Annotated in this window: 18 protein-coding genes; 6 read left to right on the plus strand and 12 right to left on the minus strand. The window is 66.0% G+C overall.

Going from position 1 to position 20,420, the window contains the following annotated elements; translation table 11 throughout:
• Positions 1-52: 52 nt before the first annotated feature.
• Entirely contained in the window at positions 53-592 is a 540-nt protein-coding gene (locus tag AC1DSJ_RS10450) for a TlpA disulfide reductase family protein (RefSeq protein WP_054421187.1), read from the minus strand.
• A gap of 20 nt (positions 593-612) precedes the next feature.
• Positions 613-1,713: a transglutaminase-like domain-containing protein gene (locus tag AC1DSJ_RS10455; protein ID WP_346552409.1), complete on the minus strand. Its 1,101-nt coding sequence runs from the start codon at positions 1,711-1,713 to the stop codon at positions 613-615.
• Positions 1,714-1,865: 152 nt separating this feature from the next.
• On the opposite strand from AC1DSJ_RS10455, the gene selD reads away from it, so the two are divergent.
• Positions 1,866-2,927 (plus strand): selenide, water dikinase SelD, encoded by a 1,062-nt coding sequence (selD, locus tag AC1DSJ_RS10460; RefSeq protein WP_441371399.1) that lies wholly within the window; start codon positions 1,866-1,868, stop codon positions 2,925-2,927.
• 6 nt (positions 2,928-2,933) lie between these two features.
• Here selD and AC1DSJ_RS10465 read toward each other — a convergent pair whose 3' ends face one another.
• Complete coding sequence (locus tag AC1DSJ_RS10465) at positions 2,934-4,985, minus strand: LTA synthase family protein (protein ID WP_441371400.1); 2,052 nt, start codon at positions 4,983-4,985, stop codon at positions 2,934-2,936.
• A 302-nt stretch (positions 4,986-5,287) separates the two neighbouring features.
• Positions 5,288-6,262, minus strand: coding sequence for a LysR substrate-binding domain-containing protein (locus tag AC1DSJ_RS10470; RefSeq protein WP_346552407.1), 975 nt, complete (start codon positions 6,260-6,262; stop codon positions 5,288-5,290).
• 214 nt (positions 6,263-6,476) lie between these two features.
• On the opposite strand from AC1DSJ_RS10470, the gene AC1DSJ_RS10475 reads away from it, so the two are divergent.
• On the plus strand, positions 6,477-7,088 hold the full coding sequence (locus AC1DSJ_RS10475; protein WP_441371401.1) for a 2-hydroxychromene-2-carboxylate isomerase: 612 nt from the start codon (positions 6,477-6,479) through the stop codon (positions 7,086-7,088).
• Positions 7,089-7,331: 243 nt separating this feature from the next.
• Here AC1DSJ_RS10475 and AC1DSJ_RS10480 read toward each other — a convergent pair whose 3' ends face one another.
• Together AC1DSJ_RS10480 and adh are read right to left on the minus strand one after the other, a co-directional pair.
• The gene (locus AC1DSJ_RS10480; protein WP_054421193.1) at positions 7,332-7,709 is read right to left on the minus strand and encodes a DUF779 domain-containing protein; all 378 of its coding nucleotides are present in this window, start codon (positions 7,707-7,709) and stop codon (positions 7,332-7,334) included.
• Positions 7,710-7,869: 160 nt separating this feature from the next.
• Entirely contained in the window at positions 7,870-9,399 is a 1,530-nt protein-coding gene (gene adh / locus AC1DSJ_RS10485) for an aldehyde dehydrogenase (protein ID WP_054421194.1), read from the minus strand.
• A gap of 221 nt (positions 9,400-9,620) precedes the next feature.
• Between adh and AC1DSJ_RS10490 the strand changes: the two genes are divergently transcribed.
• A complete protein-coding gene (locus tag AC1DSJ_RS10490; protein ID WP_441371402.1) occupies positions 9,621-11,507 on the plus strand; it encodes a sigma-54-dependent Fis family transcriptional regulator in 1,887 nt (628 codons plus the stop codon).
• Between the two features lie 15 nt (positions 11,508-11,522).
• Here AC1DSJ_RS10490 and trpC read toward each other — a convergent pair whose 3' ends face one another.
• The 6 genes from trpC to rpe all read right to left on the minus strand — a co-directional run bounded on the left by trpC (position 11,523) and on the right by rpe (position 17,213).
• The gene (gene trpC, locus AC1DSJ_RS10495) at positions 11,523-12,311 is read right to left on the minus strand and encodes an indole-3-glycerol phosphate synthase TrpC (protein WP_054421196.1); all 789 of its coding nucleotides are present in this window, start codon (positions 12,309-12,311) and stop codon (positions 11,523-11,525) included.
• Positions 12,308-13,339, minus strand: coding sequence for an anthranilate phosphoribosyltransferase (trpD, locus tag AC1DSJ_RS10500; protein WP_054421197.1), 1,032 nt, complete (start codon positions 13,337-13,339; stop codon positions 12,308-12,310). Before trpD ends, trpC begins: the two co-directional genes overlap by 4 nt.
• 17 nt (positions 13,340-13,356) lie before the next feature.
• Positions 13,357-13,923 (minus strand): aminodeoxychorismate/anthranilate synthase component II, encoded by a 567-nt coding sequence (locus tag AC1DSJ_RS10505; protein ID WP_054421198.1) that lies wholly within the window; start codon positions 13,921-13,923, stop codon positions 13,357-13,359.
• 44 nt (positions 13,924-13,967) lie between these two features.
• On the minus strand, positions 13,968-15,488 hold the full coding sequence (gene trpE / locus AC1DSJ_RS10510; RefSeq protein WP_441371403.1) for an anthranilate synthase component I: 1,521 nt from the start codon (positions 15,486-15,488) through the stop codon (positions 13,968-13,970).
• A 276-nt stretch (positions 15,489-15,764) separates the two neighbouring features.
• Positions 15,765-16,472, minus strand: a complete 708-nt coding sequence (locus AC1DSJ_RS10515) for a phosphoglycolate phosphatase (RefSeq protein WP_342067459.1) — start codon at positions 16,470-16,472, stop codon at positions 15,765-15,767.
• A gap of 12 nt (positions 16,473-16,484) precedes the next feature.
• The gene (rpe, locus tag AC1DSJ_RS10520; RefSeq protein ID WP_054421201.1) at positions 16,485-17,213 is read right to left on the minus strand and encodes a ribulose-phosphate 3-epimerase; all 729 of its coding nucleotides are present in this window, start codon (positions 17,211-17,213) and stop codon (positions 16,485-16,487) included.
• Between the two features lie 131 nt (positions 17,214-17,344).
• On the opposite strand from rpe, the gene apaG reads away from it, so the two are divergent.
• From apaG to AC1DSJ_RS10535, 3 genes are read left to right on the plus strand one after another with little or no spacing between them, the layout of a single operon-like run.
• Positions 17,345-17,719, plus strand: coding sequence for a Co2+/Mg2+ efflux protein ApaG (apaG, locus tag AC1DSJ_RS10525; protein ID WP_006227296.1), 375 nt, complete (start codon positions 17,345-17,347; stop codon positions 17,717-17,719).
• Positions 17,720-17,754: 35 nt separating this feature from the next.
• Entirely contained in the window at positions 17,755-19,056 is a 1,302-nt protein-coding gene (gene mltA, locus AC1DSJ_RS10530) for a murein transglycosylase A (RefSeq protein WP_054421202.1), read from the plus strand.
• Positions 19,053-20,222: a UbiH/UbiF family hydroxylase gene (locus tag AC1DSJ_RS10535; RefSeq protein ID WP_054421203.1), complete on the plus strand. Its 1,170-nt coding sequence runs from the start codon at positions 19,053-19,055 to the stop codon at positions 20,220-20,222. The genes mltA and AC1DSJ_RS10535 overlap by 4 nt, the downstream gene beginning before the upstream one ends.
• Positions 20,223-20,420 lie beyond the last annotated feature (198 nt).

Below are 20,420 nucleotides of genomic sequence, written 5' to 3' on the forward strand. Positions count from 1 at the left end.
TCAGCGGCCCACGTCAACAACGCAAGACATCCGCGCGAGTCATCCGCGCAATTCAGCTGCGCAGCATCCGCGTCACCACGCTCGTCACGCGCGCCGACGTCCAATCCAGTTCCCCCAAGTGCCAATACCGGATTGATCCGCCTCGGTCCACCAGGTAGTTGGCGGGTAACCCAATCGCTTCCCACTTCTTCGACGCCGCGCTGTTGCGGTCATGCAAGACCGTGCCGGCCACCGGCCATTTCGCCAGAAAGGTCGACACCTTGCCCAGCGCTTCGCCCACGTTCACCGCAACCAGCCGCAGGCCTTCTTCGCGATGGCGCTTGGCCATGGCCGACATCAACGGAATTTCATCGCGGCAGGGATCGCACCAGGTCGCCCAGAAGCTGACGATGACGACGTTGCCGCGCCAGGCCGACAGCTTCTGTTCGCGGCCGGAAAGGTCAGGAAGGATGAGCGGGGGGGTGGGCGCGGTCCAGGGCGCCCAGTCGGGGCCGGTGGCGGTTTTCAGCGCAGAGTCGGTGGCGGCCCGCACCCAGGCAGGCACGGCCGCCAACGACAGGCCGGATTGAAGCAGACGGCGACGACTGATCAAGGCGGCTTCCTCCGCAGGGGTCAGATGGACACGGGTTTTGCCGTGAGCGTGTAGCTGAAGCTTGCCGGGTCCAGGCTGTCCAGACGCCCGGCGGCCGTCTCGCCGTTGGGGTACATCAGGAACGGCACGGGGTCATGCGCGGAACCGGGCAGGACGACATCGTGGCCGTGGTTATAGGCGACCCAGTTCATTTCCCAGGCGCCAAACAACATGACGCGCGCGGCGCGCACCTTGGCGTCGGTCAAGGGCAATTCGCCGGGCGGCTCTTCCAGCATGACCTTGCGCACGTCCGCCGGGTCGACCGGCACCCAGCCATAGCCCGACGCATAGAACTCGGCGCGGCAGTGCTGCGCCTTGGTGACGTCGCCCGCTTTGCCCAGGCTCTTGTAGCCCAGCTCGGAATTCGCCACGCGCAGGCCGTAGGCATCGCGCGCGGGAATGCCGGCCGCGCGCGCCAAGGCCACGAACAGCGCGTTGATGTCGGCGCACTTGCCGTTCAAATCATTGGCCGTGAGCATGTAGCGCACGTCGCCCACGCCGCAGCCGCGCGTGGATGCCGTGCGGCAGGTGTTTTCAACGACCCATTCGTAGATGGCGCGCGCACGCGCCACGTCGCCCTGATGGCCGCGTGTGATCTGGTCGGCGGTGGTTTTGACGATGCCGTCGGTGGGCAGCAGCGCGGTGGGCTTCAAGTATTCGCGCAGCGCGTCGGGCGTTTCCAAGACGGCATCGGCGGACGGTGGCGCGGTCAGGTCCACGCGCCGGTTGCGCGTCTGGAAGCGGCTTGTCATCGTGACCGCGCGCGGGGTCTGTGCATCGGGCCATTGCACGGCCAGCATCTGCACGTCGTAGCCCGGCGCCCGCATTAACTGGGCGGTGCCGCCGCCGCTGACTTGCCACGTGGTTTGCGCGCCGCGCTGGTAAGCAGTGTCGGTGGCGTAAGGCACCGGAATCCAGATGCGCGTGTGCGCGCCGGGGTCGGTGACTCGAATATCGGTGGTGAGTTCGAAGCTGCGCCAACCGGCGCTGACGGGCACCTGCTGCGCGCGCAGCGCTTGCGGCAAGGCGGTTGTGGCGGCGCACAACGCGCCTGAGAAACGGAGAAAGTGTCGGCGATCCATGAAGCCCCCACGCACGGTGAAGATTGGCTGTCGGTGCGCCCGGAGCCGGGCGGCCGTCCGTTGCTGCTGAATGCGATGCGATCTGCCAAAACATCATAGGGCCAACAGCGGGGCCGATGCTATCCTTTTTCGATTGATCCACGGAGACTGAAATGACCCAGGACGTCGCGGCCCCGCCCGCACCGCGTTTGACTTCGCTTTCGCACGGTGGCGGCTGCGGCTGCAAGATTGCGCCGGGCGTGCTGTCGGAATTGCTCAAGCGTTTCGGGCCTGCCGCCAGCTATCCGAATTTGATGGTGGGCACTGAAACCGCCGACGACGCGGCGGTGTATCGGCTGAACGACGAGCAAGCGCTGATCGCCACCACTGATTTCTTCATGCCCATCGTTGACGACCCGCACGACTTCGGCCGCATCGCGGCCACCAACGCGCTGTCGGACGTCTACGCAATGGGCGGCACGCCCATCATGGCGCTGGCGATCGTCGGCATGCCGATCAACGTATTGCCGCACAGCGTCATCGCCGACATCCTGCGCGGCGGCGAATCGGTGTGCGCGGAGGCCGGCATTCCGGTGGCGGGCGGCCACAGCATTGATTCCGTCGAACCCATTTACGGCTTGGCGGTGATGGGGCTGGTGCACCCGGATCGCGTCAAGCGCAATGCTGATGCGCGCGCGGGCGACGTGCTGATTCTGGGCAAGGCGCTTGGGGTGGGCATTTTGTCGGCCGCACTGAAAAAGAATCGGCTGGACGAGGCCGGCTACCGCGTCATGATCGACACCACCACCCGCTTGAACCGCCCCGGTGCGGCGCTGGCCACGCTGGATGGCGTGCACGCGGTGACCGACGTGACGGGCTTTGGTTTGCTGGGCCACGCACTGGAGATGGCGCGCGGCGCAAAGCTGACGGCGCGGCTGCATCTGGATGCCTTGCCCTGGCTGCCGGGCGTGGAAGCCTTTGCGGCCGAAGGCATCATCACCGGCGCGTCTGGCCGCAACTGGGCGTCGTATGGCGACGCCGTGCGTTTGGGCGCTGGCGTCACCGACACGCAGCGCGCCTTGCTGACCGATCCGCAAACGTCGGGCGGTTTGCTCGTGTCATGCGCGCCCGAGGCCGTGGAATCGGTGCTGGCGCTGTTCCGCAGCCAGGGCTTTGATCAGGCGGCGGTGGTGGGCGAGATGATCGCGGGCGATGGGCAGGTGCAGGCCGGCTGACCCGCGTCAGTGCCGCGCTTGCGATTGCACCTGGTGGTTGATCTGCCAGAGCATCAGCTTGGGGTAGGCGGCAAGCCGCGCCTGTTCTTCGCGCTGCGCCGGCGTGGTGGCCTGCTCGTTGTCTAGCGCCAGGCCCGTTGCGTTGGCCCAGGGCAGAATCTTGCCCGGCTGGTTGCGCCGGTAAGCGCCGTCTTGCGTGATCGTGACGTTCGGGTCATTGATGCCAAAACACCAGACCGGGTCCGGCTGCGCCGCCAGCAAATCGCAGCCGCTGCGAAAGTAGGGCGTGCCGGGCAGGCTCAGCTGATACAGCGTGGGCATGATGTCTTTGTGGCTGCCCACGCGGGCCGGGTCAAACACGGCGCGGCTGCGGTACCCCTGCGGCACGTACAGGTAGAACGGCACGGCGCGGGCCAGCGCGGCGTCGCGCTCGTCCGGGTAATGCAGGCCAAGCAGGTTGTGGTCGCCCGTTGCTGCAACGATGGTGCGGGCGCCGCTGGGCGATGCCTTGACGCGAGTCAGGAAGCGGCCCAATTGGTCGTTGGCGTAGCGCAGCGTGTCAAAGACGTCTTCCGCCGAATCCCAGGATTTGAAGTACGGCAGGCGCGTCACATCGTTCAGCGCCAGGCCGCCGCGTGGGGCGCCTTTGGGCGTGATGAAGGGCGGGTGGTGGGTCGTGGACAGCGCGATGATGAACAGCGGCGTGCCGTCGCGGTCGGCGTCGGCCAGGCGGCTTTCGATGTAGCGGAACATGTATTCGTCAGGCACGCCCCAGGTGCCGGCTTCGGCCTCGGGATACTTGGCGCGCAACGTCTGCTGGTCGATGAATTCGTGCGCGCCCAAGTGCGTGGCGAAGGTGCCCAGGTTGCGCCAGGTGGCGGCGCCTGACGTCACGAACAGCACGCGGTATCCGCGCGCCAGATACGGTGTGAAGGCGTTGCTGGCGAAGGTGTCATCGGCGGCTGACGATTGGCCGATGGCTGGCACCGGGCTGCGCACCAGCAGACGGGACAGCGAATCAATCGTGCCATTGCCTTCCGACAGGAAACGGTCAAAGCGCCAGTCCTGTTCCCAGTGCGGGCGCAGCGCGCCCAGCAGATCCCGCCCCGGCTGATCGTAGGTGTTCAGGTGATGGCCCATGCTTTCCATGACTTGCAGCACCACGTGCGGGGGCCGCGCCTGCGCGGCGGGGTGCGCGCCGGTGACGGCCATGAACGGTTGCAGGTCCGGCGTTCCCGGCGCCCCAAGAAAGCGCGCGTACAGCGCTTCGCCTTCAGCCGCCGTGACCGGCACAAAGCGCTTGTCGTTGCCGCGTTCGCCCAGCGCCCAGAAAAACGCGGAGATGCCGTTGGGCGCAATGGCGTTCAAAAAGCGCATGTTGGAAATGCTGGTGTCGTCCCGGTTCAGCGGAAACCGCCCCACCGACCCGCGGCACGCCAGTACGGTGATGGCCAGGATGAGCAGCAGTTGCAGCACCGTCGGCAGCAGCCCCCGGCGGCGCAAGGAAATGCGCATCACGTTGCGCCGCCAGCGCGACCCCATCCACCAGGTGCAGGCCAGCACGGCCGAGAGCAGCAGGCCCGCCTGCACCACGGGGTAGCCGTGCCACAGCGTCATCAGAATGGCGCGCGTGTCGTCGTCGACCATGCCGAACACGAAGATGTCGATGGACCGCGAGAACGTGGCGAAGTAGCAGACGCTTACGACGGTGGATGCGGCAAACAGGGCGGCCAGGCCCGCGCCGACCCCCGGCGCCAGCCGCAGCCAACGCGCATATAGCGGCCGGCTGCCCGCCGCCAGCATCGCCATCGCCAGCAAGGCCGAGAACACGATGCTGGCCACTTTGATGTCAAACAGCAGCCCGATTCCCAGGGTGCGGCCAACATCTTGCGGCAGCGCCGTATAGGTGGCCGCGGGGGCGTACTTCACCAGCAGATAGCTGCGGCCAATGAACTGCGCCAGCACGCTGACCAGCCAGGGCGCCAGGATCAGCAGGAAGGCGCGCTGAACATTCAGAAACCAGTCTTGCCACGCGTCGGTGAGACGTAAACGCTTCATCTGCATCAATGGGGTGGGCTAAGCAAAAACGCCGATAACGGCGACAAAACGCCCTTGGCCCCAGTCTCGGGGGCCTTCAAGGGAAGGGATGCATGCAAGAAACTCCGGCCCCAATATCAGGGACAGCACCGGGAAGGGGCGCCGGAATAGCTGGAGCAATCAGCGGTGATCGTGGTTCGGGTTATGGCCGCTGTTCGCCATGCAGCGCGAACTGTACTTGAGGCGCATCGGAAATGTACAAAGGTTTGTATAGCTTTGTGAGTGCCGTGTACCGGTGGGCCTGATTCAGGGGAACCGCAGAATCAGGGGCCGTAGGGCGTCGGGGCGGCAGCGTCTGAGGCCCCTTTATTCAACGCAGATTCATCACGTAGATCGCGCTCGGTGGCCGCAGCTTGCTCCATCAGCCACTGCGCGACCACATCGGCGTCGGGTGTGCTGCGCCGCGCATTGCGCACCAGCCAGTACGCGTGTTCAGTGGCCAGGGCCGCCTGTCCGCCTACCGCGTGCAACCGGCCATCAGCCAGCATGGGCGCAATCAGCGCCACCCGGCCCAGGGCGATGCCGTGGCCGGCCAGCGCCGCCAGCACGATCTGGTCGTATTGGTTAAAGCGCAGCATGCCTTTGGCGCGCGCCCGGTTCAGCCCGCGCGCGTTCAGCCATTCCGACCATTGCAGCCAGGGCCGCGTCGGGTCGTCGAATTCCAGCAAAACATGGCGTTGCAGTTCTCGCGCGTCCAGCTCGCGGGCGTCCAGCGACGGATGCGCCACTGGCACGACCGATTCGCCGAACATCCAGGCTGCGGCGTCTGGAACCATGGCTCGCAAGCTGTAGCGGATGGCGATGTCCACGCTTTCGCGGTCGATATCGATCAGGCGGTTGTCGGCCGCCACACGCACGTCGATATGCGGATGCGCCGCCTGGAACGCGCCCAGCCGAGGCAGCAGCCACAGCGAGGCCACGCCGATGGTTGTGGTGACGGTAACGGGCGTGCGGCGCTCCGGCGCGCGCAGTTGTTCGGTCAAGTCGCCCAACTGGCTTAGCCAGACGTCGGCCATGCGAAACAGCTGCGCCCCTTCAGACGTAAACGACACGCTGCGAAATCCGCGCACCAGCAGCGGCACGCCCAGATGCGCTTCCAGCGCCCGGATCTGGCGGCTGACGGCAGACTGCGTCACATGCAGATCCTGCGCGGCAAGGGTGATGCTCATGCGGCGGCCCACGGCGACGAAGCCTCGGACCAGATCAAGGGGCGGGAGTTTGGCCAGCGGATATGACATTCGTAAAACTCATGCGTATCGGGCGGAAATGTCGCTTGAGCAATAGTACGCCGACGGCGTTCAATAGAAGCCTGTGACGGGCGCTTGGCCTTACCGCTTGCCATTACCGCTTGCCCTTGCCGCCTGCCATAACCGCTTGTCCCTGCCGTTCGCCTCTGCCGTTCGTGTCGTTCGCCCCTACCTTTCGCGCCCCATTCCCGCCGGAGCCTTCCCGATGACCGCGCCTTCGCCTGACTCGCCCCGCATGCAGATGTGGTTCGATTTCGCAAGCCCCTACAGCTATCTGGCCATTGAGCGGGTCGGTGCATTGGCTGAAGCGGCGGGCGTCGTGGTCGATCTGCGCCCTTTTCTGCTGGGTCCGATCTTCCAGGCGCAGGGGTGGAATGATTCGCCGTTTCGCCTGTTTCCGGGCAAGGGCGCGTACATGATGCGCGACATCGCCCGTCTGGCCGACAAGTACGGCGTGACGTACAACCGCCCGCGCCTGTTCCCGCGCATGAGCGTGCTGCCCGCGCGCATTGCGCTGCTGGGCCAGGACGAACCGTGGGGCCGGGACTTTTGCGTGGCGGTGTTTCGCGCCAATTTCCAGCACGACCTGGACATCCAGGCCGAAGATGTCGTGCATCAGGTGTTGAACGATCTGTCGCTGGACGCCGACATGTTGATCGAACGCGCCAAGACCGAAGCCGCCAAGGAGGCGCTGCGCCGCCAGGTGGATCGGGCGCGCAACCTGGGTTTGTTCGGCGCGCCGACGTTCTTTGTCGGCGATGAAATGTTCTGGGGCAATGACCGCCTGGAAGACGCCTTGGAGTGGGCTCGAAAATGAAGAATGCCAGCAGTGCTTATCGTGGCGCGCCCATGCCGGGCGGCCGCTCGTTCACGCAGTTCCGCGCCGCCCGCATTCGGCGGGTGTCGTTTCAGTGGGAGCAGGCAGCGCAGGCCGATTTGCAGCCGGCGATGCCGCAGCCGACGATGCCGCATGCAAAGGGGCCGCATGCGAAGGGGCCACATGCAAAGGGGCCACATGCAAAGGGGCGCCCCGGCGCCCATCGCGGCAAGGGCGGTTGATTCACCCCTTCGTCACGGGCGCCACTTGCGCCCATTCCTCATCGGAGTACAAGCGCGACCGCAGCAGGAAGCGTTTGCCTTCCGCGCTGTCCAGTGAGAATGCGCCGCCGCGCCCCGGCACGGCGTCGATGATGAGCTGGGTGTGCTCCCAATACGCGAACTGGTCTTCGCCCATGTAGAACGGGCAGCCCTCCAGTTCGCCCAGCAGCACGTCCGATCCGCCCACCATGAATTCGCCCAGCGCGTAGCACATGGGCGAGCTGCCGTCGCAGCATCCTCCCGATTGGTGAAACATCAGCGGGCCGTGCTTCGTGCGCAGCGTGTCGATCAGTTGGCGCGCTTCGTCGGTGGCGACGACGCGTGGCGTGGGTTCTGCCATGTTGTGACTCCTGTCTGGCGTGTGTTCCGATGCACTTCGATTCCGCTTCGGCGTCGGCGTCGGCTTCCGCTTCCGCTTCCGCCTCCGCCTCCGCGTGCCTTGCCCGCGCGCCAGGCCCGAAGGCCCGGCGCGCGGATTGCGGCAGGTGCAGGATGCGCGATCAGAAGAAACCCAGCTTCTTCGGCGAATAGCTCACCAGCAGGTTCTTCGTCTGCTGATAGTGGTTGAGCATCATCTTGTGGTTCTCGCGTCCGATGCCCGATTGCTTGTAGCCGCCGAAGGCCGCATGCGCCGGATACGCGTGATAGCAGTTGGTCCACACGCGTCCGGCCTTGATGGCGCGTCCCATCCGGTAGCACGTGTTGGCGTCACGCGACCACACGCCGGCGCCCAGGCCATAGAGCGTGTCGTTCGCCAGCGCCAGCGCGTCATCGGCGTCTTTGAACGTCGTCACGGCCACGACCGGCCCGAAGATTTCCTCCTGGAACACGCGCATCTTGTTGTGGCCCTTGAAGACGGTGGGCTGCACGTAATAGCCGCCTTCCAGCGCGCCTTGCATCTGCGCGCGCGAGCCGCCGGCCAGCACGTCGGCGCCTTCCTGCTTGCCGATGTCCAGGTACGACAGGATTTTTTCCAGCTGCTCGGTGGACGCCTGTGCGCCCAGCATGGTGTCGCCGTCCAGCGGGTTGCCCTGCTTGATTTCCGCCACACGCTTGAGCGCGCGTTCCATGAACTTGTCGTAGAGCGATTCCTGGATCAGGGCGCGGCTGGGGCACGTGCACACTTCGCCTTGGTTCAGCGCGAACATCACGAAGCCCTCGATGGCCTTGTCCAGGAAGTCGTCGTCTTGCGCGGCCACGTCGGCGAAGAAGATGTTGGGCGACTTGCCGCCCAGCTCCAGCGTGACGGGGATGATGTTCTGCGACGCGTACTGCATGATCAGCCGGCCGGTGGTGGTTTCACCGGTGAACGCGATCTTGGCGATGCGCTTGCTTGAGGCCAGCGGCTTGCCGGCTTCCAGGCCAAAGCCCGTCACCACGTTCAGAACGCCCGGGGGCAGGATGTCGCCAATCAGCTCCATCAGCAGCAGGATGCCCAGCGGGGTTTGCTCGGCGGGTTTGAGCACCACGCAATTGCCCGCGGCCAATGCCGGCGCGAGCTTCCACGCGGCCATCAGGATGGGGAAGTTCCACGGGATGATCTGGCCGACCACGCCCAGCGGTTCGTTGAAGTGATAGGCCACGGTGTCGCTGTCGATTTCCGACAGGCCGCCTTCCTGGCTGCGGATGCACGAGGCGAAATAGCGGAAGTGGTCGATGGCCAGCGGGATGTCGGCGGCGCGGGCTTCGCGGATGGGTTTGCCGTTGTCCCAGGTTTCGGCGGTGGCCAGGCGTTCCAGGTTGGCTTCCATCACGTCGGCAATCTGCATCAGCATGCGCGCGCGTTCGGCGGCCGGGGTCGCACCCCATTTCGGCGCGGCACGATGCGCGGCGTCCAGCGCCAGGTCGATGTCGCGTTCCTTCGAGCGCGCGTTGCGGCTCAGCACCTGGCCCGTGACCGGGGTGACGTTATCGAAGTACTCACCGTCTGCCGGCTTCTGCCACTTTCCATCAATGAAATTGTCGTACTGCGTTTTCAGGTCCAGACGGGTGCCATACGAGTCCGGGGTGATGCGGGTCGCGATGTCCATACTTGTCTCCGATATTGTTGGGATAGCGGCAGTCGGCTGCCTATCCCTTACCAAGCAAGGACCATGCCAAGGTGCGGGCTTCCCCGCTGGACAGCGCGCGTCCCGGCGTGCGAAAGTTGACCAACCCGCGCAACGGACTCGGCGCGGGCAACATCCAGTGCCGTTTTTTGCGACATTGTCGCGGAACAGGTGTCGCAGAACGCCTGTCCTAGGAGACACGCATGGCCACTCATTCCCGTCAGCACGCGCTGACGCAAGCGCGCCTGCTGTTCAACCAGCAGGGGGCGGTGCCGGGCGGCATCGTCGCGGAACCCATCCTGCGATCCTGGCGGCGTTGTGCCGACCTGGGCTTCGACATGCGGGGTGTGCGCCGCGCCGAACTCATGACGCAAGGCGAACTGCGCGAAGCCCAGCAGCGCAACGAAGCGTTGCGCCGGCTGTCCGAACCCGCCATGTCGTATCTGCGCCGCGAGGCGGGCGGCAGCGGCAACCTGGTGATTCTGTCTGACGCCCAAGGGCTGGTGCTGGATAGCGACGGCGATGCGGGGTTCGCCAGCCGCGCGTCGCGCGTGGCGCTGATGCCCGGAGCACCGTGGGACGAAGCTGCCGCAGGCACCAACGCCATCGGCACCGCGCTGGTCGAAGGCCGGCCCATCACCGTGCATGGCGCGGAACATTACTTCGAACCCAATCGCATCCTGACCTGCGCCGCGGTGCCCATTACCGATAACGAAGGCCGCACGCTCGGCGTGCTGGATTTATCCAGCCAGGCGCGCGATATCCGCCCTGACGTCCTGGAGCTGGTGCGCGCCGCGGTTGATCTGATCGAACACCGCTTGTTCGAACAAGCCTATGACCACCATGCCGTGCTGCGGCTGCACGACCACCATTCCGGCCTGGGCGCACCGGGCGAAGGCCTGCTGGCGTTTCAGGGCGATGTGCTGATCGGCGCCAACCGCCGCGCCTTGCAGGCGCTGGGGCTGGCGGCAACGGCGTTGGGGGTGTACCGCTACAGCGATGTTTTCGATGGCGCACTGGAACGTTGCCCCGATGCCGCTGGCCGCGTGCATACGCGCACCGGCACGAGCTATCACGCGCGGCTGCGCTTGCCGCGTTCGCGTCCGCCGCAGCCGGTGGCGCCGGCCTTGCCAAGCGCCGATGCCACGCGCCCGGCCGCGCCCAGTTTCGACGCCGCCACACTCGGCGCACTGGCGCGCGCCGTGCACCTGTCAGACGCGGGCGTGTCCATTTTGCTGCAAGGCGAAACGGGCGTGGGCAAAGAGGTCTTCGCGCGCCAATTGCATGCGCGCGGCAAGCGGGCGGCCGGCCCGTTCGTGGCGGTGAATTGCGCCGCCTTGCCTGAAAGCCTGATCGAATCCGAATTGTTCGGCTATGAAGATGGCGCGTTCACGGGGGCGCGGCGTCAAGGCAGCAAGGGTTTGCTGCGGCAGGCGCATGGCGGCGTGCTGTTCCTGGATGAGATCGGCGACATGCCGCTGATGCTGCAATCGCGGCTGCTTCGCGTGTTGCAGACGCGCGAGGTGTCGCCGCTGGGCGCGGCGCGGCCGGTGCCGGTGGATTTTGCGCTGGTGTGCGCCACGCACCGTCCGCTGGCGCACGAAGGGGCCGATGCGCCGGTGCGCCCCGACCTGTATTTCCGTATCGCCGAATACACCGTCACGCTGGAGCCGTTGCGCACGCGCGCCGACGGTCTTGAATTGCTGCGGGCGCTCTGGGCGGCGCAAGGGGCGGGGCCGGTGTTGCCGCCGCCCATCGAAGCGCTGCTGGCTGCGTACCCGTGGCCGGGCAATTACCGGCAGTTGGTGGCCGTGCTGCGCACCTTGCATGTGTTGGCGGGGCCGTCGGGCGTGGTCGATGCGGACATGCTGCCTGCCGAACTGCGGCCCGTGACGAATAACGCGCATGCCGCCGCCGCCGCGCCGCCCGAAGGCGGTACGGCAGATCTGCAATCGATGACGGATGCCGCCGTTCGCGGCGCACTGGCCGCGCATGGCGGCAATGTCAGCAGAGCGGCGCGGGCGCTGGGTGTGCACCGCAGCACCGTGTACCGGCGCGCGGCGGCGTTGGGTTTGCCGCGCGCGCGATAGCCTGGGTAAGCGGCGTTAGCCGACCAGGCGTGCGAGTTCGGCGCCCGGGTCTTTGGCGCGCATGAATGCTTCGCCCACCAGGAAGGCGTTGACCTTGTGGTCGCGCATGAGCTTGACGTCTTCCGGCTTGAGAATGCCGCTTTCGGTCACGACGCGCTTGCCTGCCGGGATGTTGGGCAGCAGGTCCAGCGTGTTCTTCAGGCTGGTCTCGAAGGTGCGCAGGTTGCGGTTATTGATGCCCAAGAGCGGCGTCTTCATGGTCAGCGCCACGTCGAGCTCGCGGGCGTCATGCACTTCCACCAGCACGTCCATGCCCAGTTCCATCGCCAGCGTTTCGTAGTCACGCAGTTGTGCGGGCGTGAGGGCGGCCACGATCAGCAGCACGCAGTCGGCGCCCATCGCGCGCGCGGCGATGATCTGGTACTGATCGATCACGAAGTCCTTGCGCAGCACCGGCAACGAGCAGGCGGCGCGCGCCTGGCGCAGGTGGTCGTGTGAACCCTGGAAGAATTGCACGTCGGTCAGTACCGACAGGCAGGCCGCGCCGTGCACCGCGTACGTCGACGCGATGTCGGCGGGGGCGAAAGTCTCGCGCAGCACGCCTTTGGACGGCGATGCTTTCTTGATTTCGGCGATGACGCCGGCTTTGCCCTGCGAGATCTTGTCTTCGATGGCTTGGGCGAAGCCACGCACGTCCTGCCGCGCCTGCGCTTCGCGCAAGACTTCGGCTTCGCTGCGCATCTGGCGAGCGGCGGCGACTTCCTCAACCTTGACGGCGAGGATCTTCGCGAGAATATCGTTCATTTCAGGAATTTCCGGGTGGTTGCGCAGAATTCTTCCAGCTTGGCTCGCGCCGCACCGGTGGCAATCATTTCAAATGCTAGCGCTAAGGCTTCGGGAATGGAATCGGCTTTATTGCCGGCGTAGATGGCGAGACCTGCGTTCAGGGCGACGATGTCTCGGGCGGTGCCCTCGACATTTTCCAGCGCCTCGATGACAAGTTCGCGTGACTGCTCGCGATTGGACACCTTGATAGACCGATTGGACATCATGGATAGCCCGTAGTCCTCGGGGTGGATTTCATATTCCCGTATTTGACCATCTTTCAATTCACCGACCAGCGTGGCCCCGCCCAGCGACGCTTCGTCCATGCCGTCCTTGCCGTGAACGACCAGCACGTGGCGCGATCCCAGCCGTTCCAGCACGCGCACCTGGATGCCGACGAGGTCGGGGTGGAACACGCCCATCAGCTGGTTGCCGGCGCCGGCCGGGTTGGTGAGCGGCCCCAGGATGTTGAAGATGGTGCGCACGGCCAGTTCCTTGCGCACGGCGGCCACGTTCTTCATCGCGCCGTGGTGGGCGGGGGCGAACATGAAGCCGATGCCGGTGGTCTGGATGCACTCGGCGACTTCTTCCGGCGTCAGCACAAGGTTGGCGCCCAGCGCTTCCAGCACATCGGCGCTGCCGCTGGAGGACGACGCGCTGCGGTTGCCGTGCTTGGCGATCGGCACGCCAGCCGCCGCCGCCACGAACATGGCGGTGGTGGAAATGTTGAACGTGTGGCTGCCGTCGCCGCCCGTGCCGCACATGTCCAGCAGGTCTTCGGGGTTGGGGGTGACGACAGGGGTGGCGAACTCGCGCATGACCTGGGCGGCCGCGGTGATCTCGCCGATGGTTTCCTTCTTGACGCGCAGGCCCATCAGCAGCGCGCTGGCGATCTGCGGCGTCATCTCGCCGCGCATCAGCATGCGCATCAGATGCAGCATTTCGTCGTGGAAAATTTCGCGGTGTTCAATGCAGCGCGTCAGGGCTTCGGTGGGGGAAATGGTCACGATGCGTCCTTCTTGTCTTAGGCGAGGTTCAGAAAATTGCGCAGCAGGGCGTGGCCGTGCTCGCTGAGCACCGACTCCGGATGAAACTGTACTCCGTACAAGGGCAGCGTCTTGTGACGCACGCCCATGATGTCGCCGTCGGGCGCCGTGGCCGTCACGGCCAGGCAGTCGGGCAGGGTGGCGGGGTCGATCGTCAGCGAGTTGTAACGGATCACCGTGTACGGCGTGGGCAGGTCCGTGAAGATATCGGTGCCGGTGTGCGAGATGCGCACGGTCTTGCCGTGCATGATCTGCTGGGCGCGCACGATGTCGCCGCCGTAAGCCGCGCCGATGGCCTGATGGCCCAGGCACACGCCCAGAATGGGCTTCTTGCCGGCAAAGGCCTGAATGGCGGCAACCGAGATCCCGGCTTCAGCCGGCGAGCACGGGCCGGGCGACACGCAGATGCGGTCCGGGTTCAGGGCGGCAATCTCTTCCAGCGTGATCTGGTCGTTGCGCGCCACGCGCACGTCTTCGCCCAGTTCGCCAAAGTACTGGACCAGGTTGTAGGTAAAAGAGTCGTAGTTATCGATCATCAACAGCATTTTTTTCTCCGTGCGGGCAGGGTTCGTTTTGGCCGTGGCCGGAATCAGAGGGGTTCGTCCAGGCCGTGCTGCACCTGCTCGGCGGCGCGCAGCACAGCGCGGGCCTTGGCTTCGGTTTCGGCGTATTCGGCTTCGGGGTTCGAATCAGCCACGATGCCGGCGGCGGCTTGCACGTACAGCGTGCCGTCCTTGATGACGCCGGTGCGGATGGCGATGGCCACGTCCATTTCGCCGCCGTAGCTCAGGTAGCCGGCCGCACCGCCATAGATGCCGCGGCGCACGGGTTCGAGTTCGTCGATGATCTTCATGGCTTCGACCTTGGGCGCGCCCGTCAGCGTGCCCGCCGGGAACGACGCGCGCAGCACGTCCATGCTGCTCATGCCCGGGTTCAGGTTGCCGGTCACGTTGGACACCAGGTGCATCACGTGCGAATAGCGTTCGATGACCATGGTGTCGCTGACCTTCACCGAGCCCACTTCGGCTACCCGGCCCACGTCGTTGCGCGCCAGGTCGATCAGCATCACGTGTTCGGCCACTTCCTTGGGGTCGGCCTTCAGTTCGGCGGCAAGCGCCGCATCTTCCTCGGGCGTGGCGCCGCGCTTGCGGGTGCCGGCCAGCGGGCGGATGGTGATCTGCGACTTCGGCACGCCGTTGTCCACCACGCGTTCCTGGCGCACCAGAATCTCGGGCGACGCGCCCACCACCTGGAAGTCACCGAAGTTCCAGAAGTACATATAGGGGGAGGGGTTCAGCGACCGCAGCGCGCGGTAGAGGGACAGCGGGGAATCACGGAAAGGCTTGGCGATGACCTGGCCGATCTGGACCTGCATCAGGTCGCCAGCGGCGATGTGTTCCTTGGCGCGCAGCACAGCCGCCAGATAGTCTTCTTTCTTGAAATCGCGCCGCTCTTCGGTCTGCATGCTGGCGTGGCTGTACGGAATTTCCACGGGGCGTCGCAGGCGGGCGCGCAGATCATGCAGGCGCTGCTGCGAGCGGCTGTAGGACTCGGGCTGGCTGGGGTCGGCATAGACCATCAGGTAGATACGGCCGGCCAGGTTGTCGACGATGACCAGTTCGTCCACGTGCATCAGCATCAGGTCGGGCGTGCCGCCGTCCATGCCGGCCGGGAAGGGCTTCACGGCCGGACCCAGGCAGGGCTCGATGTGGCGCACGGTGTCGTAGCCGAAGTAGCCGGCCAGACCGCCGCAAAAGCGCGGCATGCCGGGGCGCAGCGCCACCTTGAAGCGGCTTTGGTACTGCTCGATGAAGGCCAGCGGGTCGCCTTCGTGCGTTTCCACGACCTGGCCGTCGTGCAGCACTTCCGTCTGCGTGCCGCTGGCGCGGATGACCGTGCGGGCGGGCAGGCCGATGAAGGAGTAGCGGCCGAAGCGTTCGCCGCCCACCACCGATTCCATCAGGCACGTCATGCGGCCGGCCAAGGGGCCTGCATGCGCCAGCTTCAGGTAGATGCCCAGCGGCGTGTCCAGGTCGGCATAGGTTTCGGCCACCAGCGGGATGCGGTTGTAGCCTTGGGCGGCGAGGGCTTTGAATTCGATTTCGGTCATGGCGGGTCTCGTAAGCGATTTTTGATTTGCTTTCAGACCGGGCGCACAACAAAAAAGCCCGGTCCAGGTAACTGGTTCCGGGCTTGGCTCTGTGTTTACACAGCTACGGCACTAGGCGGCATACGCGTCCAGGGCCGGGAGGGATCATCGCCACCCGGAAGACAAACGCCACCAGCGCCACGAGGCGCCGAGCATTTGGTTCTGGGGGTAAGCGTTCATTGATCCGGGTGTGTGTATTCAGGTGTTCGGGTTGCCGACACCGATTCAGGGGGGAAATCAGGAAGCGATTTTTGCGGCGTTCTGGTTTTGGTTCCAGAGCGCTACCCACTGAGCGGCGTTCACAAGCGTGTCCACTATACCATCGACATCCAGCTCGCGCACGTCACGGCCTTCGTTGTAGCCGTAAGGCACCACCAGCACCTGCGTGCCGGCCGTGCGCCCGGCCTGGGCGTCGTTGATCGAGTCGCCGATGGTGACGGCTTCGGTCACGGCCACGCCCAGCAGCTCGCAGGCGTGCAGCACCTGGTCGGGGTCGGGCTTGCGGCGCTCGCAGGTGTCGCCGCAGACGACCGCGTCGAAAAAGCCCGCCAGGCCGGTGCGTTGCAGCAGCGGCAGCGTGAATTCGGTGGGCTTGTTGGTGACGACGGCCAGCTTCAGGCCCTGGTCGCGCATGTGCTTTAAGCCATCAAGCACACCGGGGTAGACCTGCGCGCGTTCGCCGTTGACCAGGTGGTAGTGGCGGTAAAAGGCCTCGCGGGCGCGGGCGAAATCTTCTGCCGACGGGTCGGCGGCGTCCAGGCTGCCCGCCAGGCTGCGGCGCACCAGGTTGTCCACGCCCTTGCCCACGAAGGTGGCCACCACGTCTTCGCGCAGCGCGGTCATGCCGAGTTCCACGCGCATGGCGTTGGCGGCGAAGGCCAGGTCGGGAATGGAGTCGAGCAGGGTGCCGTCCAGGTCCAGCAGCGCGGCGCGAAAAGCGGTCATGTCGATTCCTGATTAAACGGCGGTGGTTTCGCCGATGGCGATCTGTTCGCGCATCGATTTGATGATGCCGGCGTAGTCGGGCTTGCCGAAAATGGCGGAGCCGGCCACGAAGGTGTCGGCGCCCGCGCGGCGGATCTCGGCGATGTTGTCGATTTTGACGCCGCCATCCACTTGCAGCATGATTTCCTGGCCGCCGGCCTGCGTCCAGGCGTCGATGCGGGCGCGCGCTTCGCGCAGCTTGGTCAACGCGCCGGGAATGAAGCTCTGGCCGCCAAAGCCCGGGTTCACCGACATGATCAGGATCAGGTCGATCTTGTCCATGACGTAGTCCAGGTAGGACAGCGGCGTGGCGGGGTTGAAGACCAGGCCGGCCTTACAGCCGTTTTCGCGGATGAGCGACAGCGTGCGGTCCACGTGGCGGCTGGCGTCCGGGTGGAAGCTGATGTAGTCGGCGCCGGCCTTGGCGAACATCGGAACCAGGTCGTCCACCGGTTCAACCATCAGGTGCACGTCGATCGGCACTTCGACGTGGGGGCGGATCGCCGCGCACACCATCGGGCCGATGGTCAGGTTGGGGACATAGTGGTTGTCCATCACGTCCACGTGAATCCAGTCGGCGCCTGCGGCGACGACGTTGCGGACTTCCTCGCCCAGGCGGGCGAAGTCAGCCGACAGGATGCTGGGGGTGATGCGAGTGGAGGCCGTGGAGGATGACATGATGTTCGGGATCGGGGAGGGCATAATGTGCCATTATTGCAGTTTGGGGCGCGGGTTCGGGAAAGACCCGGTTCCGCGGGCCGAAAACTGCGTCTTCAAAACGCTCAGGCGCCGCGCTTCGGCCCCCGCGTCCAGCAGCCACACAGGGAAGGACTGTGAAACCTTACGACCTTAGCGTCTCTGTCACTCCGCGCTTCGTGCCTGAACAGTCCGATCCCGGCGAACAGCAATTCGTGTTTGCCTATACCGTGCGCATCACCAATACGGGGGAACACCCCGCCCAGGTGATCAGCCGGCACTGGGTCATCACCGACGGCAACCAGCGCGTGCAAGAAGTGCGCGGGCTGGGCATTGTTGGCCAGCAACCGTTGCTGGCGCCCGGCGAGACCTTCGAATACACCAGCGGCTGTCCCTTGCCCACTCCGGTGGGCACGATGCGCGGCACGTACCACTGCGTCGGCGAGAACGGCATTCCGTTCGAAGTGCCGATCTCCGAATTCGTCCTGGCCATGCCTCGCACCCTGCATTGAATGGCCCGGCCCGTCGCCCGTTTTTCCAATTGCTCATGAAGCGCATTCTTAGCCTGTCCCTGCTGCCGATTCTGCTGGCGGCATGTTCCACGCCCTCGGAAGTTCCCCCTGAATCTGGCGCGCCCGGCACCCCCGGCGTGCGTACCCCGGCGGCTGACGGCCCCTTGGTGGTGCCGTCGCTGTCGGCCTTGCCCGATACCCCGCCGCGCGCCCTGGCCGGCAAATTCAAGGCCGGCACCTGGTCTGAAATGCCCGGCTGGAGCACCGACGACCTGACCCAGTTCTGGCCGCTGTTCCTGCGCAATTGCCGTGGGCTGATGCGGCCCACCAGCGGCAACCTGGCCGCACCCGCCCGCGCCACCCCGCGCGCGTGGCAGCCAGTGTGCGCCGCCGCCATCGACCCGTCCCGGGCGCCGGCGGCAGGCGATGCCGAAGGCGTGCGCCGCTTCCTGCAAACCTATCTGCAACCGTGGCGCCTGAACGCCGCAGACGGCAAACCGGCCACCAACACGGTCACCGGATACTACGAACCGCTGGTGCGCGGATCGCGCCGCCAGGGCGGCAACTATCAATGGCCGCTGTACGCAGTGCCGGCGGATCTGCTGACGATCGACCTGGGCGCGGTGTACCCGGACCTGGCTGGCAAGCGCGTGCGCGGCAAGCTCGAAGGCAAACGTGTGGTGCCTTACGACACCCGCGCCGCCATCGAATCGTCTGGCCGCCGCCCGCCCGTGGTGGTCTGGGTGGACGACCCGGTGGATAACTTCTTCCTGCAAGTGCAGGGATCGGGCCGCGTCCAGCTGACCGACGGGCCCGACACGGGCAAGACCATCCGCGTGGCCTATGCCGACCACAACGGCCAGCCTTATGTGTCGATCGGCCGCTGGCTGATCGACCGCGGCGAGCTGACTGCCGACCAGGCGTCCATGCAGAACATTCGCGCCTGGGCGCAGCGCAATCCCAAGCGCGTGCCGGAAATGCTGAACGCCAACCCGGCAGTGGTTTTCTTCCGCGAAGAGCCGGTGATTGACCCCGAACAAGGGCCCAAGGGCGCGTACGCGATTCCGCTGGCGCCCAAGCGCTCGATCGCGGTCGACGCCACCTTCGTGCCGCTGGGTACGCCGGTGTATTTGGCCACCACATTCCCGGCGTCTGACCGGCCGCTGCAACGCCTGGTGTTCGCGCAGGACACGGGCACGGCCATCCGGGGCGCGGCGCGCGCCGACTTCTACTGGGGTTACGGCGAAGAAGCCGGCCAGCAGGCGGGCCGCATGAAACAACGGGGCCAGATGTGGGTGCTGTGGCCCAAGCAAGCTGGGGAGCCCTCGGCACGATGAGCCATCAAATTGTTGTTTGCGGGGCCGGCATCGTCGGCCTGTCGACGGCCCTGGCGCTGGCCCGGCGCGGCCAGCGCGTGGCCGTCCTGGCGCCGCGCACGGCCGTGCCCGCCGCCGACCCCAACCGCTATCACCCGCGTGTCTACGCCATTTCGCCCGCCAGCCAGCGTTTTCTGGCTGACCTGGGCGTCTGGGACGCCATGCCCTCGGGCCGGTTGATGCCGGTCGAGGCCATGGAAATCCATGGCGACGCCGACGGGCAGGTCAACCTGAACGCCTGGCAGGCGGCGCTGCCGCAGCTGGCCTGGATTGTGGAGTCCGGCGAGATCGAGCGCGTGCTGATCCAGGCGGTGCGGATGTTTGGCATCCCCTGGCTGGAAGACCGCTGCACGGGCTACCGGGATGGCGAGATCGATACCGAAAGCGGTGCACGCATTCAGGCTGAATTGTTCGTGGGCGCTGATGGCGCGGCCTCGCCGCTGCGCACGGCGGCCGGCATGAAACATGACGCCGTGTCCTACGAGGACACGGGTTTGGTCGTGCATCTGGACGCCGAGCGCGCCCACCATGGCACGGCCATCCAATGGTTCCGCGACGACGGCGTGCTGGCTTTGCTGCCGCTGCCCGATACGGCGGACGGCCCGCAGGTGTCGATGGTGTGGTCCATGCGCAATGAACCGGCCCAGGCGCTGCTGGCGTTGCCGCCAGAAGAACAGGCCGCCCGGCTTGAAACTTTGTTGGCCCAAGCGGCCGAGGGCCGGTTGGGCCGCTTGAAAGTGCGCAGCAAACTGCACGGCTTCCCCTTGACGCTGGAGCGCGCCCAGATGGTTGCGCCCGGGATCGCACTGGCGGGCGACGCCGCGCACCGGCTGCATCCGCTGGCTGGCCAGGGCTTGAACCTGGGGCTGGGCGACGTCGAAGCGCTGGCCCGCACGGTGGCGGGCCGCGAGCCTTACCGCACGGCGGGCGACTTGCGCGTGCTGCATCGTTATCAGCGCGCGCGCGCCGAACCGGTGCTGGCCATGCGCCTGGCAACCGACGGCCTGCACAAGCTGTTCGCCTCGCACGCGACCCCGCTGGTGTGGCTGCGTAACGCCGGCATGCACTGGGTGGAAAAGGCCCCGCTGATCAAGCGCCGCCTGATCGCGGGGGCGTCGGCCAACTGACGGGGACGGATGCCGGTTTGAGACATCGGGGTGTAGAAATTCCGGTTGGAGGCATCCTGGTTTGAGAAGTCCGGGTTTGAGAAATCCTTTTGGAACCTTGAGGGCGGGCAGACGTCTGACAGACACTGCACCCCTCTCTCTCAAAACCATCCCGGCTCAGCCCCCCGCCCGGATGCGTTACGCTTCCCACCAAAGAAC

It is taken from the genome of Achromobacter sp. 01N37 (assembly GCF_056399725.1).